General features: G+C 67.1%; 12 protein-coding genes. 8 read left to right on the top strand and 4 right to left on the bottom strand.

Annotation, left to right across the window (positions count from 1 at the left end):
• Positions 1 to 2 precede the first annotated feature (2 nt).
• From ACQHI0_RS08500 to fadD11, 3 genes are all read left to right on the top strand, one after another.
• Complete coding sequence (locus tag ACQHI0_RS08500; RefSeq protein WP_427907382.1) at positions 3 to 1460, top strand: flavin-containing monooxygenase; 1458 nt, start codon at positions 3 to 5, stop codon at positions 1458 to 1460.
• Positions 1457 to 2326 (top strand): short-chain dehydrogenase/reductase, encoded by an 870-nt coding sequence (locus ACQHI0_RS08495; protein ID WP_427907381.1) that lies wholly within the window; start codon positions 1457 to 1459, stop codon positions 2324 to 2326. Before ACQHI0_RS08500 ends, ACQHI0_RS08495 begins: the two co-directional genes overlap by 4 nt.
• A gap of 118 nt (positions 2327 to 2444) precedes the next feature.
• Positions 2445 to 4244 carry a fatty acid--CoA ligase FadD11 gene (fadD11, locus tag ACQHI0_RS08490; protein ID WP_427907380.1) on the top strand — a complete coding sequence of 600 codons (1800 nt, stop codon included), beginning with the start codon at positions 2445 to 2447 and terminating at the stop codon, positions 4242 to 4244.
• Between the two features lie 7 nt (positions 4245 to 4251).
• Here fadD11 and ACQHI0_RS08485 read toward each other — a convergent pair whose 3' ends face one another.
• Positions 4252 to 4725 (bottom strand): MarR family winged helix-turn-helix transcriptional regulator, encoded by a 474-nt coding sequence (locus tag ACQHI0_RS08485; protein ID WP_427907379.1) that lies wholly within the window; start codon positions 4723 to 4725, stop codon positions 4252 to 4254.
• Between the two features lie 134 nt (positions 4726 to 4859).
• Here ACQHI0_RS08485 and ACQHI0_RS08480 point away from each other — a divergent pair, with 134 nt between their 5' ends.
• The 3 genes from ACQHI0_RS08480 to ACQHI0_RS08470 are packed head-to-tail and all read left to right on the top strand — an operon-like array spanning position 4860 to position 8585.
• Positions 4860 to 5687 carry an SDR family oxidoreductase gene (locus tag ACQHI0_RS08480; protein WP_427907378.1) on the top strand — a complete coding sequence of 276 codons (828 nt, stop codon included), beginning with the start codon at positions 4860 to 4862 and terminating at the stop codon, positions 5685 to 5687.
• A gap of 19 nt (positions 5688 to 5706) precedes the next feature.
• Positions 5707 to 6210: an SRPBCC family protein gene (locus ACQHI0_RS08475; RefSeq protein WP_427907377.1), complete on the top strand. Its 504-nt coding sequence runs from the start codon at positions 5707 to 5709 to the stop codon at positions 6208 to 6210.
• 56 nt (positions 6211 to 6266) lie between these two features.
• On the top strand, positions 6267 to 8585 hold the full coding sequence (locus tag ACQHI0_RS08470) for a protein kinase domain-containing protein (protein ID WP_427907376.1): 2319 nt from the start codon (positions 6267 to 6269) through the stop codon (positions 8583 to 8585).
• 79 nt (positions 8586 to 8664) lie between these two features.
• On the opposite strand, the gene ACQHI0_RS08465 is transcribed toward ACQHI0_RS08470, so the two are convergent.
• Positions 8665 to 9792 carry an NADH:flavin oxidoreductase gene (locus tag ACQHI0_RS08465; RefSeq protein WP_427907375.1) on the bottom strand — a complete coding sequence of 376 codons (1128 nt, stop codon included), beginning with the start codon at positions 9790 to 9792 and terminating at the stop codon, positions 8665 to 8667.
• A gap of 113 nt (positions 9793 to 9905) precedes the next feature.
• On the opposite strand from ACQHI0_RS08465, the gene ACQHI0_RS08460 reads away from it, so the two are divergent.
• Positions 9906 to 10370, top strand: a complete 465-nt coding sequence (locus ACQHI0_RS08460) for a MarR family winged helix-turn-helix transcriptional regulator (protein ID WP_427907374.1) — start codon at positions 9906 to 9908, stop codon at positions 10368 to 10370.
• Between the two features lie 90 nt (positions 10371 to 10460).
• Entirely contained in the window at positions 10461 to 11630 is a 1170-nt protein-coding gene (locus tag ACQHI0_RS08455; protein WP_427907373.1) for an AI-2E family transporter, read from the top strand.
• Positions 11631 to 11676: 46 nt separating this feature from the next.
• On the opposite strand, the gene ACQHI0_RS08450 is transcribed toward ACQHI0_RS08455, so the two are convergent.
• Entirely contained in the window at positions 11677 to 12381 is a 705-nt protein-coding gene (locus ACQHI0_RS08450; RefSeq protein ID WP_427907372.1) for a YczE/YyaS/YitT family protein, read from the bottom strand.
• A 29-nt stretch (positions 12382 to 12410) separates the two neighbouring features.
• The gene (locus ACQHI0_RS08445; RefSeq protein WP_427907371.1) at positions 12411 to 14183 is read right to left on the bottom strand and encodes an adenine deaminase C-terminal domain-containing protein; all 1773 of its coding nucleotides are present in this window, start codon (positions 14181 to 14183) and stop codon (positions 12411 to 12413) included.
• Between the last annotated feature and the right edge of the window lie 40 nt (positions 14184 to 14223).

The raw sequence follows: 14223 nt of genomic DNA, 5'->3' as shown, positions 1-14223 counted from the left end.
CCATGCCCGCAGAACACACGCACATCGTCGTGCTCGGCGCCGGATTCGGCGGGATCGGGCTCACGATCAAACTCCGCGAAGCCGGCTTCGACGACATCGTCGTGCTGGAACGCGCCGACGACCTCGGCGGCACCTGGCAGGCCAACACCTACCCCGGCTGCGCCTGCGATGTCCCCTCCCAGCTCTACAGTTACTCCTTCGCGCCCAACCCGGAGTGGTCGCGCACCTACGGCAAGCAGCCCGAGATCCTCGACTACCTGCGCACCGTCGCCGAGTCCAACGACGTTATCCGGCACGTGCGGTTCGGCACCGAACTCCTGGGCGCGCGCTGGGACGACGAGCAGTCACGGTGGCGGATCGAGACCTCCCGTGGCACGCTGACCGCGGACTACTTCCTTTCCGCCGCGGGCATTTTCGCCGAGGCCAAGTATCCGTCGCTGCCGGGCCTGGAGACCTTCGAGGGCACGGCCTTCCACTCCCTGCACTGGGACCACGACCACGACCTGACCGGCCGGCGCGTGGCGGTGATCGGCACCGGTGCCTCCGCGGTCCAGTTCGTGCCGGAGATCCAGCCGAAGGTCGCCGCGCTGACGGTGTTCCAGCGTTCGGCGCCGTGGATCGTGCCGCGGATGGACCGTCCGACGCTCGGGCTCGAGCGTCGGCTGCTGCGTCAGATCCCGTTGGCGCAGAAGGCTGTTCGTGGCACCTGGTACTCGCTGATCGAGGGATTCGGCCTGGTCGGGTTCGTCGACAACAGGTTCCGTCATCCCTTCGAACTGCTGGGCCGAATCCAGCTGCGCCGCCAGATCCGCGACCCGAAGCTGCGGGCCACGCTGACTCCGGACTACATGATCGGCTGCAAGCGGGCGATCTTCTCCGATGCCTATCTCCCCGCCCTCGACAAGGACAATGTCGAGGTCGTGACCGACGGCATCGCCGAAGTACGCGCGCATTCCATCGTCACCCGCGCCGGCGTCGAGATCCCCGTGGACACCATCATCTACGGCACCGGATTCACCTCGACGCCCAGTGTTTTCGACCGCATCATCGGTCACGACGGGCGCTCGATCGCCCAGCTCTTCCAGCAACGGCCGCAGACCTATCTCGGCGCGGCGGTGGCCGGGTTCCCGAACTTCTTCTGCACCCTTGGTCCGTTCGGTGCGGCGGGCAACCAATCGGCGGTCTTCATGATCGAGTCGCAGATCGCCTACATCGTCGACGCGCTGAGCACGCTGCGCGCTCGCGGCGGAACACGGGTCGAGGTCCGTTCGCAGGTGCAGCGCGATTTCGTCGAGGAGATGGGCAAGCGCAGCGCCGACACCGTCTGGCTCACCGGTGGCTGCGAGAGCTACTACACCACCGCCGAGGGCGGCAATGCCGGGCTGTATCCGAACTGGAGCTTCGAATACCGCCGCCGCACACGTCGATTCGACATCGAGTCCTACGAGGTGTCGGCATGATCCGGCTACTCGCGCCGACCGACTGGTTCGGGCGCTCCTACGAGGTGGCGGGCAAGGTCGTCGTGATCACCGGCGCCGGTCAGGGCATCGGCCGGGAACTGGCCCGGATCCTGTACCGCCGCGGCGCGCAGGTCGTCGTGATCGACGTCGACGCGGTCGCGGCCCGACGCGCCGCCGACGAGTTGGGCCTCGACACCCACGCCATCGGCGCCGATGTCGCCGACCGGGCGCAGATGACCGCGGCGATCGACGAGGTGGTGCGACGATTCGGCAAGCTCGACGTGGTGGTGGCCAACGCGGGCGTGACGCCCGTGCCCGCCACCGTGCGCACGATGGACCCGGCGGACTTCGACCGGGTGATCGGAATCAACCTCACCGGTGTGTTCAACACCGTCCATCCGGCGCTGGACCACATCGTGTCCACGCGCGGCCATGTCGTGGTGGTGTCGTCCTGCGCGGCGTTCGCGCCGGGGATGGGCGGTTCGCCGTACATGGTGAGCAAGGCCGCGGTGGAACAGCTGGGGCGGGCGCTGCGCGTGGAACTCGCCGCGAGCGGGGCCAGCGCGGGCGTCGCGTACTTCGGCATCGTCGACACCGCGATGACCCACGACATGCTCGACACCGACGACCTCGGCGCAGAACTCGACGCGATGCTGCCGTGGCCACTCGATGTGCGGATCAGCGCCGAGCACGCGGCCCGCACGATCGCCGACGGCATCGCCCGCCGCGCACCGCGCACCATCGCACCGAGCGGCTGGGAACCCTACGCGCTGTTGCGCGGTGCGATCAACGTCGTCCTCGATCACCGCCTCGCCGCCGACACCACGGTGCACGAGCTGATCCGGGCGATCGAGCGCCGCCGCTGAGCGCCTCGCCGCGGGCCCGCACAGGCCGATATCGGCCGCGGACCTTCCGGACAATGCCCATCAGCGTTCTCATCGCGGCACCGCACCTGCCGTCACCAACCAGAAAGTTCCTTTCTCCGTGAGCATTCCTCGTTTCGACACCCTGCCCGCAGCGTTCCAGCACACTGCCTCGATCGCTCCCGAGGCGGTCGCGTTGCGTACGCCAGGCGACACCCAGACCATCACCTGGGCCAAGTACGCGGCCCAGGTCCGCGCGGTCGCCACCGGACTGGCAGGCCTCGGCGTGCGCCGTGGCGACACCGTCGCGCTGATGATGAGCAACCGGGTGGAGTTCTATCCCCTCGAAGTCGGTGCGCAGCATCTGGGCGCCACCTCGTTCTCGGTGTACAACACCCTCTCCCCCGAACAGCTCGCCTATGTGCTCGGCAATGCCGGAGCGCGGGTGGTGATCTGCGAGCCGCAGTACGCGAAGCTGATCGCGTCCGCCGGTGTCGAACTCGACCACATCGTCTGCGTCGACGAGGCACCCGAGAGCACTCTGTCGGTGGCCGAACTACTCGCGGCGGGTCGTGCCGATTTCGACTTCGACGCCGCCTGGCGTGCGGTGCGCGGCGAGGACGTCGCGACGCTCATCTACACCTCGGGCACCACCGGCGCGCCCAAGGGCGTCGAAACCACCCATGCCGCACTGCTTTTCCAGGTGTATGGCATCGCCGATATCCTCGGCATCGAATTCGGTGACACCATCACCTCGTTCATGCCGACCGCCCACATCGCCGACCGCCTGACCGCGCTCTACGTGCAGGAGGTGCTCGGCACCCAGGTGACCAGTGTCGGCGACCCCAAGCAGATCGCCGCCGCCCTCGCCGATCTGCATCCCACGATCTGGGGCGCAGTCCCGCGGGTGTGGGAAAAGCTCAAGGCCGCTATCGAATTCAAGGTCGCGGCCGAACCCGACGAGACCCGCCGCCATGGCATGGCGTGGGCGATGTCGGTCGCCGCGGCCCGCAGCGCCCATCAGCTGGCAGGCGAATCGGTGCCCGCCGAGCTCGCCGCCGAGTGGGCGCGGGCCGACGAGCTGGTGCTGAGCAAGCTGGGTGCCGCCCTCGGTCTGGACCGGGTGCGGTGGGCCATGTCCGGCGCCGCCCCGATCCCGCCCCAGACCCTGGCCTTCTTCGCTGGTCTCGGCATCCCGATCGCCGAGATCTGGGGCATGTCGGAGCTGGCGTGCATCTGCAGCGTCAGCCATCCCCGCGACGCCGTGCTCGGTGCGGTCGGAAAGCTGTTGCCCGGCATGGAATCACGCCTGTCCGACGACGGGGAACTGCACGTGCGCGGACCACTGGTGATGAAAGGCTACCGCGGCAGGCCCGAGCAGACCGCCGAGGCGATCGACACCGACGGCTGGCTGCACACCGGTGACATCGTCAGCATCGACGACGAGGGCTACCTGCGCGTCGTCGACCGCAAGAAGGAGATGATCATCAACGCGGCGGGAAAGAACATGTCCCCCACCAACATCGAGAACGCGATCAAGGCGGCCACCCCGCTGATCGGCGCGATGGCCGTCATCGGCGACGGCCGGTCCTACAACACCGCACTGATCGTGCTCGACGCCGAATCCGTCGAGCCGTACGCCCGCGAGCACGCGCTCCCCGACGCCTCCGCCGCCGCGCTGGCCGTGGACGCGACGGTCCGCGCCGCGCTCGAAGCCGGTGTGGCACTGGGCAACAGCACGCTCTCCCGCGTGGAGCAGATCAAGCGCTTCCGCATCCTGCCCACCTTCTGGGAAGCGGGCGGCGACGAGGTCACCCTCACCTTGAAACTCAAGCGCAAGGTCATCGCCGAGAAGTACGCGGCGCAGATCGACGAGCTCTACGCACCGAACCCGCCCGCCGAGGTCGTCAACGCCGGGTAGCCCGATGTCAGCGTTGCCGCACGGCGTCATAGGCCTGCGGCAACGCCTCGCCGGAGTTGATCGCCAGCAGCGCTCGATGCAAGCTCGCGCGCTCATCCTGATCCAGACCGTCGAAGAGGTCGTCGTTCAGCGTGCGGACTAGTTCGTCGGCCTGCTCGACGGCGCGCATCCCCTGCTCGGTGATCTCGACGAGAAAACGCCGGCGGTCACGGTGATCACGAATTCTTGCGGCGAGCCCCTCGGATTCCAGATGGTCGATCGCGGCAACCATCGTGGTCGAGTCGATGCGTAGCCGGGTTCCCAGTTCGAGCTGAGAACTGGCCTGGTCGCCCGCCAGCACCTTCAAGATCATGAAGTGCCTCGTCCGCAGCCCCAGCGCGGCGAGCCGATCCTCGCTCACGCGGAACATCACCTGCCCGAGCTTGATCAGCAGGCAGCTGGTGTGGTCGGCGACCATATCCGGGACCAACGGTTCGGTCACTGGCGGAACCTCGATTTCTGGGCTGGACAGCAGAGACGATCGTAGTCGGCGCCACACCCACATCCGTCATCGGCAACCCTCGCCACGGATAATCGTGACAGATAATAGTTCGTACTACTGATAGTCTGTCCGGCATGGAGTCAGAATTCATCCAGAAGATCGACCTGACCGACAAGGTCGTCGTCGTCGCGGGCGGCACCAGCGGCATCAATCTCGGCGTGGCCGAGGACTTCGCGCGGGCCGGTGCTCGTGTCGCGGTACTGAGTCGCTCCGCCGACAAGGTCGACGCGGCCGTCGAACGCCTGCGCGCGCTCGGTGCCGAAGCGTTCGGCGGGAGCGCCGACGTCCGCGACTACAGCGCGACCGAGGCCGTCCTGCAATCGGTGCACCAGGAGTTCGGCGACTTCGACGTGATGATCTCCGGTGCGGCGGGCAACTTCCCCGCCGCCGCCGTCGGCATGTCCGCCAACGGGTTCAAGTCGGTGGTCGACATCGATCTGCTCGGCACCTACAACGTCCTGCGCGCGAGCTACCAGTTCCTGCGCAAGCCCGGCGCCTCCGTCATCAACATCTCGGCACCGCAGTCGGAATTGCCGACGATCACCCAAGCGCATGTCTGTGCCGCCAAGGCCGGCGTCGACATGCTCACCAAGGTCCTGGCGATGGAATGGGGCCCGCTCGGGATCCGCGTCAACGGCGTGATCCCCGGCCCGATCGATGGCACCGAGGGCATGGCCCGGTTGGCCCCGACCGAGCAGGATCGGGCCCTGGTCACCGGCAGCGTGCCGCTGCGCCGATACGGCACGCCCCGCGACGTCGCCAACGTGTGCCGATTCCTCGCCTCCCCGCTCGCCGACTTCGTCTCCGGCGTTGTGCTGCCGGCCGACGGCGGGTGGGTTCTCGGTGGTGCGTCGCACGCGATGGGTGTGATCGGCCAGCCGCTTCTCGATGCCGCACATTAGGGCCAGTAGGTTCGAGTCCATGAGCCGCACCACGACCGTCTTCGACAGCATCGACATCGCTGCCGATCCGGTGTTCGTCTATCAGCAGGTCAGCGATCCGACACTGATGGGCCGGTGGAGCCCGGAGAACCGCGGTGCGAAGGTTGCCCAGCCGCGCGAGTCCACCTACGTGGGAATGGAATTCGAAGGGCTGAACAAGCGCGGCGGTGCCCGCTGGGTGACTCGCTGCGTGGTGATCGCGGCCGAGCCGGGGCAGCGGTTCGCGTTCCGGGTCGAGGCGATCGGCGTCCGGCGGCCATGGATCCGGGCGGGTATCGCGACCTGGGAATACCGATTCGAGCCGGACAACGGTGGCACCCGGGTCACCGAGACCTGGCACGACGATCGCCGGTCATGGCCGAATGCGGCGGTTCAGGTCTTCGACCGGATCGTCACCGGTGGAGATACTTTCGTGGAATTCCAGCGCAAGAACATCCACCGCACGCTGCGCAACCTCAAGCAGCAACTCGAGTCGGCGGACTGAACGCGGGCGCCTTCGCGAGAGCACAGTCGGTAACCTCGTCGCCGGAGGAGGGACCGATGTTGCGTTCGGGAGAAGTTTTCGCCGGGTATGTGATCGAACGGCTGCTGGGTGCCGGTGGGATGGGCGAGGTCTACGCGGCCAGGCATCCGCGGTTGCCGCGCTCGGACGCGGTGAAGGTACTGGCGGCAGAGTTCGCGCTGGATCCGCGGTATCGAGTCCGGTTCGAGCGGGAGGCCGATCTCGCGGCGGGCCTGTCACATCCGGCGATCGTGAAGGTCTACGACCGCGGCGAGTGCGACGGCCGGTTGTGGATCGCGATGGAACTGGTCGAGGGTGTCGATCTGGCGCAGCGGCTGTCCGCGACCGGGCAGTTCGCCGCCGACGAGGTGGCCCGGATCGCGGAACCGGTTGCCGCAGCATTGGATCGCGCGAGCGCGCAGGGTCTGGTGCATCGGGATGTGAAGCCGGCGAACATCCTGATGAGCCGGACCGGCGATATTCTCCTGACCGATTTCGGGATCGCGCGACACGCCTCGGACAACTCGGATCTGACCGGCACGGGCGTCATGATCGGCACGCTGAACTATGCCTCGCCCGAACAGTTGCACGGCTTGCCGCTGGACGGGCGCAGTGATCAATACTCCTTGGCCTGCAGTGTCTTTCACCTCCTGACGGGTGCGGCCCCGTTCACGGACGCGAACCCCGCGGTGGTGGTCACACGGCACGCCACCGCCGCGCCGCCGAGCGTGCGCATCGCGCGCCCCGAGCTGGGTCCGGAGGTGGATTCGGTGCTCGCGCGGGCGATGTCGAAGCGGCCCGCGGACCGGTTCGCGACATCGTCGGAATTCGCGGCGGCGCTGGGTTCGGCGCTGCGGCGGTCCCTCGTCGGGTCGCAGGCTGCGCGGACACCTCCCGGCGGCGGGACACAGGCCGCCATCGTGACGGTGATCCGGGACAGCGCCGCGTCGCCACCGCCCCGGCGTGGCATCTGGGCGGGAGCCGGTGCGGCCGCCATGGTCGTCGTCGCGGTCGTGATCGCGTTCGCCCTGTGGCCGAGCGGACCAGAGGAGATCGGGCCGACCGAGGCCGCTCGCGCGATGCCCCGGATCTCGGTCACCGCACAGAGTCCCGACCTCGGCAGCCGGCCCACAGCGCAGCGGTGGCGGCAGCCCGCGGTGCCCGGCTCCGAATACCCGGTCGGGGGCAACGACAAGGTCGTGCTCTACAACCGGGCCGAGCGGACGAACTATCTGGACATCCTCGACGCGGAGACCGGGGCGGTGCTGCGCAGTATCGATGTGGGTCGGGGCGATTTCGGCGACTGCGTGTTCACCCGCTCCGGACGTTACGCGGGATGCCGCGCGCAATACGCCGAAGCAGCGGCGGGAACCACCGACGTCGACTCGGACTCCTACGCGACGAAGATCATCGATGTCCAGGCGGGCGTCGTCTCCGGCAGGCTCGGCGCGGCAACCGAAATCGTCACGGCGGGAGAAGTATTCGCGCTCTTCGAACCGGAACGCAAAAGTAGTCGATTCGGTTCGGTCACCGTCGCGGACAGCGCGGGCACCGTGCGGTGGCAGGCCGACGGGGTTCGCGTCGGCCTCGTGCGCGGCGCGGGCGTGTTGTCGCTCGAGAACGACGGGGTGTCGGGTGATCCGTTCTCGAAGCCGAGCTTCGAGTTGCGCGATATCGAGACCGGCACGGTCGTATATCGGATGACACCCGACAAGCCCGTGGGCAATACCGTCTGGGCTCCGGACTGGGCCGCCTTCCCCGGCGGGTTCGCCGTCGGCCGGGACTTCTACGCGCTCGACGGTACGAAACGATCGAGCGCGGGCGCTGACTGGCGCATCATCCCGAGTGCCGGCTACTCCACCCAGGGCGACGACCCCTCGCCGAACGGCGGTGCGCGACAGTACGCGGAGCCCACTACCGCGGCGGCCCTGCCTGTGCTGATGAACAAGCGGGCCGAGGTGATCGGCGCATTCGATCCGGCGACAGGTTCGGTCCTCTGGTCGAGGGAGGTACCGAAGGAAGCGGGCTACAGCAACAATCCGGCCGTGGCGGGCATCGGCGGCAAAATACTCTTTCGCTGGGATGCCACCGGCAAATCCCAGTTCGCCAACGCGACCAACGCCGCGGCGTACGCATGGTTCGACGCGTACACCGCCGACGGCGGACTTCTTCCGGACGAGCAGATCCCCTGGGCGACCGACGGCACCCGGGTCGTCACCGTCCCACGCAGCGGCAAGGGGACGGTGACCGTGGTGCCGTCGGGTGAGCACCCGAGCCCACTGTGGTCACTCGACTTCACCAGCCCGATTCGGACTTTCGAGGGTCGGGTGTACGTGGGCAACCGACGCGTGGTGTGAGGACTGGCCGCCTGCGACTACACCTCTGATCAGCGGCGAGTCCTCACGGCATCTGCGGTGAATACGCCGGATGCCGGTGTCAGCTCAGCGTTTTCAGCGCTGCCGCGTCGTAGGGCTTCAGTTCGCCGGTTCGTCCTGCCAGGACCTTGGATGCCCAGTCCGGGTCCTGGAGAAGCGCGCGGCCGACGGCGACCATGTCGAATTCGTCGCGTTCCATGCGGTCGAGGAGGTTGTCGAGGTTGCCGAGCTCGGCGCCCTGACCCCGGAACGCATGGAGGAAGTCGCCGTCGAGGCCGACCGAACCCACGGTGATGGTCGGCTTGCCGGTGAGCTTCTTGGTCCAGCCCGCGAGGTTCAGGTCCGACCCGTCGAACTCCGAGATCCAGTAGCGGCGGGTGGAGGCGTGGAAGGCGTCGACGCCTGCGGCGGCCAGCGGTGCCAGGATGGCCTCGAGTTCCTGCGGGGTCTCGGCGAGGCGGCCGTCGTAGGCGTCCTGCTTCCACTGCGAGTAGCGGAAGATCACCGGGAATTCCGGCGAGACGACGGCGCGGACCGCGGCCACGATCTCGGCGGCGAACCGCGTGCGCTCCACCGCGTCGCCGCCGTAGCCGTCGTCACGACGGTTGGTCCGCGCCCACAGGAACTGGTCGAGGAGATAGCCGTGCGCGCCGTGCAGTTCGACGCCGTCGAAGCCGATCCGCTCGGCGTCCGCGGCGGCGTCGGCGAAGGCGCCGATGACATCGTCGAGGTCGCCCTGGGTCATGGCCTTGCCGGTGCCCTCGGTGCCGTCGACACGAATGCCGGAGGGGCCGACCGCGGGGGCGTCGGGGTAGGGCGCCTCGCCCTGCTTGCGGACCATGCCGATGTGCCACAGCTGCGGCACGATCGTGCCGCCCGCCGCGTGCACGTCCGCGGCGACCTTCGCCCACCCGGCCAACTGCTCGTCGCCGTGGAAGCGCGGCACCCGGTCACTCTGCCCGGCCGACTCGTGGCCGACGTAGGTGCCCTCGGTGACGATCAGGCCGACGCCCGCGGCGGCGCGGCGGGCGTAGTAGGAGCGCACGTCGTCGCCGGGAATGCCGTCCGGGGAGAACATGCGCGTCATCGGTGCCATCGCGATGCGGTTCGGGACGGTCAGGCCGTTCAGCGTGACGGGCCGGGACAGGATCTCGGCCGTGCGGGCAGCCTCGGACGCGGTGACGATCACTGGATACTCCTCGTAGCTACTTGACTATGTCGAAGGTTGAGTACTTCAAGCAATGCCCCACGGTAGAGACAGATATTTGAGATAGTCAAGTTTCTGCGCATAAACTGGCACTCATGACAGCAGCTCCCCGCGTCGACACGGCTCATCTGATGGAGCTGCTCTCGATGTCACTCGGCGCCTACTACGGGGATTTCACCGCGGCGGCGGCGAGTGAGAATCTCACCGCGAGCCAGGGCAAGGCGCTGACCGTGCTCCGCCGGGGCCCGGTCGCGATGCGCGCGCTGGCCAACAGATTGGGCTGCGACGCCTCCAACGTGACCGGGATCATCAACCGGCTGGAGAAGCGCGGCCTCGTGCAGCGCGAGGCAAGCCCCTCCGACCGGCGGGTCACCAATCTCGTCATCACGCCAGAGGGCGAGCGCGTCACCGATGCGATCCGAGCACGGATGCACACCACCGAGCAGGGCCTGAACGGGCTCAGCGATCAGGACCGCGCGCACCTGTCCGACCTGCTCGAACGGGTCTTCCCCGGCCGCTCCCCTGGTCCGTGCGAGGGCAGGGCAGACGCGGCGGAGTAGCGCGCACGCCGGCCGCGGCGCGGATGAACGGCCGATGGCCACCGGCCACGGCACTACGCACCCGGCGATCGATCGTGTCAGACTGGCGACGTGAGCGGGCAGGGGAAAGAACCCAGTGGGGTACAACCGAAACCGACGCGTGAGCGCGGCGACGTCATCGGGGGCGGGCTGCTGTGGCTGGCGAAATGGTCACTGTGCATCGTGGCGATCGCGGCGGGGGCGTGGGTGCTCGGTTCCGTCGCCGCCCGCCTGTGGGTGGTGCTGCTGCCCATCGCGCTGGCGATCGTGGTGACCACGGTCCTCTGGCCGCTGACCCACTGGCTGACCCGGCACAGGTGGCCGCCCGCGCTGGCCGCGTCGGCAACCCTGCTGGGATTCGTCGCGGTGCTCGCCGGGGTCATCGCGCTGATCGTGCCCTCGGTGGCCGATCAGGCACCCGAACTCGCCGACAAGGCCACCGACGGTGTCAACCAGGTCCGCGACTGGATCCAGGGACCGCCGCTCAACATCCGTGACGAGCAACTCGATTCCGCGGTCGAGGCCATCGTCGGCCGGCTGCAATCCAGCGGCGCGCAGATCGCCGGCGGCGTGTTCACCGGCGTATCGACGGCCACCTCGGTCCTGATCACCGTGTTCCTGGTGTTGGTGATGGTGTTCTTCTTCCTGAAGGACGGCTCGCGTTTTCTGCCCTGGATGCACGTGGTGTTCGGCAATCGCAGCGGCCATCACGTCGAAGCCGTGCTGGAACGCGTCTGGGCGACTCTGGGTGGGTTCATCCGCACTCAGGCGATCGTCAGCATGGTCGACGCGATCTGCATCGGCGCGGCCCTGTTCATTCTCGATGTTCCGCTGGCGATGGTCCTGACGGTGATCACTTTCATCGGCGGATTCATCCCGATGGTCGGCGCGTTCGTCGCCGGCGCCCTCGCCGTCCTGGTCGCACTGGTCGGCAACGGGCTCACCACGGCGCTGATCGTGCTCGGCATCGTCATCGCGGTGCAGCAATTGGAAGGCAATGTGCTGCAACCGGTGCTGCAGAGCCGGAGCATGGAACTGCACGCGGTCATCGTGCTGCTCGCCGTCACCGCGGGTGGCTCGCTCTACGGCATCACCGGCGCGTTTCTCGCGGTGCCGGTGGTCGCGATGGTCGCGGTGGTCATCCGCTACATCGGCGAGCAGGTCGACGCGGCCACCGGATCGGGGCCGCCGGAGGTCGATGACGGCGACGCCGCGGTGACCCCCGCAGCCGCCGACGCGTAATCCACGAAGTAATGCCGGACAGCGAACTGTCCGGCATTACTGGTTTCTAGTCAGCCACGGGTGCCGGCCGTGGCAGGAAAGACCGCTGTCGAGCCGTGAACTTCTCGTGCAGGAAGAAGTACAACTTCACGTACTGCCCGACAAGGATCGCGTTGATGATCGTGCCTTCACGAATGAAGTGCGGTGCGCCGAGGAACAGCAGGCCGATGCCCGCCGACAGGGCCAGCAGCGTGCAGTCGAACACCGTCTTGATGTTTCCCCACTTGCGGCCCGTCTTCTGCTGGATGGTGTTGACGAACAGATCGATGGGCATCAATATCAGGTTCGCGCGGATCATCAGGAACAATCCGAATGCCAGCATCGCATCGGCGAAAACCAGCAGCACGAAATTGGCCGCGTACGGCTCGAGATGAATTCCCTTGGTGATCATCAGGTTGAAGTCGAGGAGCAGCGCCAGCACCAGCGCCGGAATCATCGACAGCAGATAGCTCGCCTTGAATGCCTTCGGCCGGACCAGGAAGGTCAGGCCGAGCATGATGACCTCGAGGATGAGGTTGTAATTGCCCTGACTCAGTGGCGTGAACACCAGGGTCATCGTGCGGGTGAGGCTGCTCTGCGGGGAGATGCCGATCCCGGCCCTGATGGCCAAACTGAGGCCGAGGGTGAGGATATAGATCCCGGCGATGTAGACGATCCAGCGACGCACCTTGTTTCCGTTGTCGATGACTGCCGTGTCTTTGTCGTGCTGCATGACGGTATTCCTTGCTCTGTCGGCCGAGGCTATTTCATGAAGCCGAAGCGGTCGAGCGAAATGAACAGCGTCAGCAGCTTGTTGACGACCGGTTCACCTTCGTTGCGGTTGCCCAGCTTCGCGAGGGCGTCGTCGATCGAGCGGGTCGCGTCGACGAGTTCGGTCAGGTTCATGTCGGCCATCACGCCGTAGAAGTCCAGCGGCAGCACGGCCTTCGTCTGCCCGTCCTCGGTCACGACGCAGCCGCCGACGAGACCGTCCAACTGCCCGAGGTTGTCGAACATCTCCGCGCTGTCGGTGCCGACCACCACGAAATAGGCCGACGGTGCCGGCCAGAACGTGGAGACCGCGCCATGGTCCAGCGAGACGCCCTTGAACAGCGCGTTGACCGTGTGGCGCGCACCGTCGGCGTAGCGCTGCACGACCGAGATCCGGTTGAGCCGCACACCGTCGAGTTCGGGGACGACCACGCCGTCGCGGAACGGAACCCACACCTCCTGCGCGAACTTGAGATGCCCGCGGCCGTACACGTCGAACAGCAGCACCTTCGCCTGCGTGCCGTCCTCGGAGACCTCGATCGGCGCGAGATCGAGCTGCTCGGCGCGCAGGTCACCGAGGCCGGGCCGAGGTTGTTTGGCCAGGATCGAGTAGTCGATGCCGACCGGCTCCAGCAGCCGGCGGTCCGCGGCGACGAGCTTGCCGCCCTTGAAGACGTAGCGGGGGTTGATCTTGGAGAGGCTGTCGGTCAAGACGATGTCGGCGAAGCGCCCCGGGCTCAGCGAGCCGAGGTCGCGGTCCTTGTGGAAGGAGCGTGCGGCATACAGCGTGCCCATCTTGATCGCCTGGATCGGCGCCATTCCCATCTCGACAGCGAGGGAGATGACCCAGTCGATGTGGCCGTGCCGCAGCACCCTGTCCACCGAGATATTGTCGGCACAGAGCTGGAAGTTCTCGGCGGGCCAGCGACGTTTCACGATGGCGCGCAACATCGTTCGAATGACCTCGGGGCTACCGACCCCGAATTTGATCTGGGTGTTGAGGCCGTAGCGGATACTCTTTTCGATATCGTCTTCGTTCCAGACGTCATGGTTGTTGTCGACGCCGATCGCGGGCATGTAATTGAGCATCATGTCCGACAGCGACGTGACGCCCCAGTGGCAGTTCACGAATCCCGCGTTCGCTCGTCCGAGCGCGGACTTACGGAAATCGTCGGCGTTGCCGGTCATGTAGGACAGGTGGGCCAACTCCCCCAGACCGATCACCGGATCCATTTCCAGCATCGCCTCGGTGACGTCGGGTGAGCTCTTCTTTCCCGGCGCGAAGGCATAGAGCCGGTACGGCAGCTTGTCGTGATCGGCGAACAGCGCTTTGGCCGCGTCGACCGCCTCGGCACCCGCGGCGCTGGCGAAATCGAGCGTCTCGCCGAAGACCGTGGTGGTGCCGCTCGGCACGATCGCCTCGCCGAACGCCGCCGGGTGCGCGAGCTGGGATTCGAAGTGCAGGTGCGAGTCGATCAGGCCCGGAATCGCGTAAAGGCCCTGACCGTCGAAGGATTCGCGGAACCGCACGATCGATTCGTCCGGGTTCAGCGCGATGATGCGCTGCCCGTGGACCAGCAGCGATCCGGGATAGACGCTCTCGCTGTGCACATCCAGGATGTACAGGTTGCGCAGCAGCAGATCGGCTTCCTGTTCACCTTCCAGGATGCCGAAGATCGTCCGGACGTGATCGTCCTGGGCGGCAACGTCTGTCGAGCCCGGGGCCTCGGTTGTCGAATTGTGGTCCTGCATGGCGGTCCTCACGTCGAAATTCATTTCTGTGCATTGATTGGACGTGATCAGC

The sequence above is a fragment of the Nocardia sp. FBN12 genome (assembly GCF_050320175.1).
Lineage (GTDB): Bacteria > Actinomycetota > Actinomycetes > Mycobacteriales > Mycobacteriaceae > Nocardia.
Note: the sequence above shows the minus strand (reverse complement) of the source record. Positions and strands in the feature narration are given on the sequence as shown.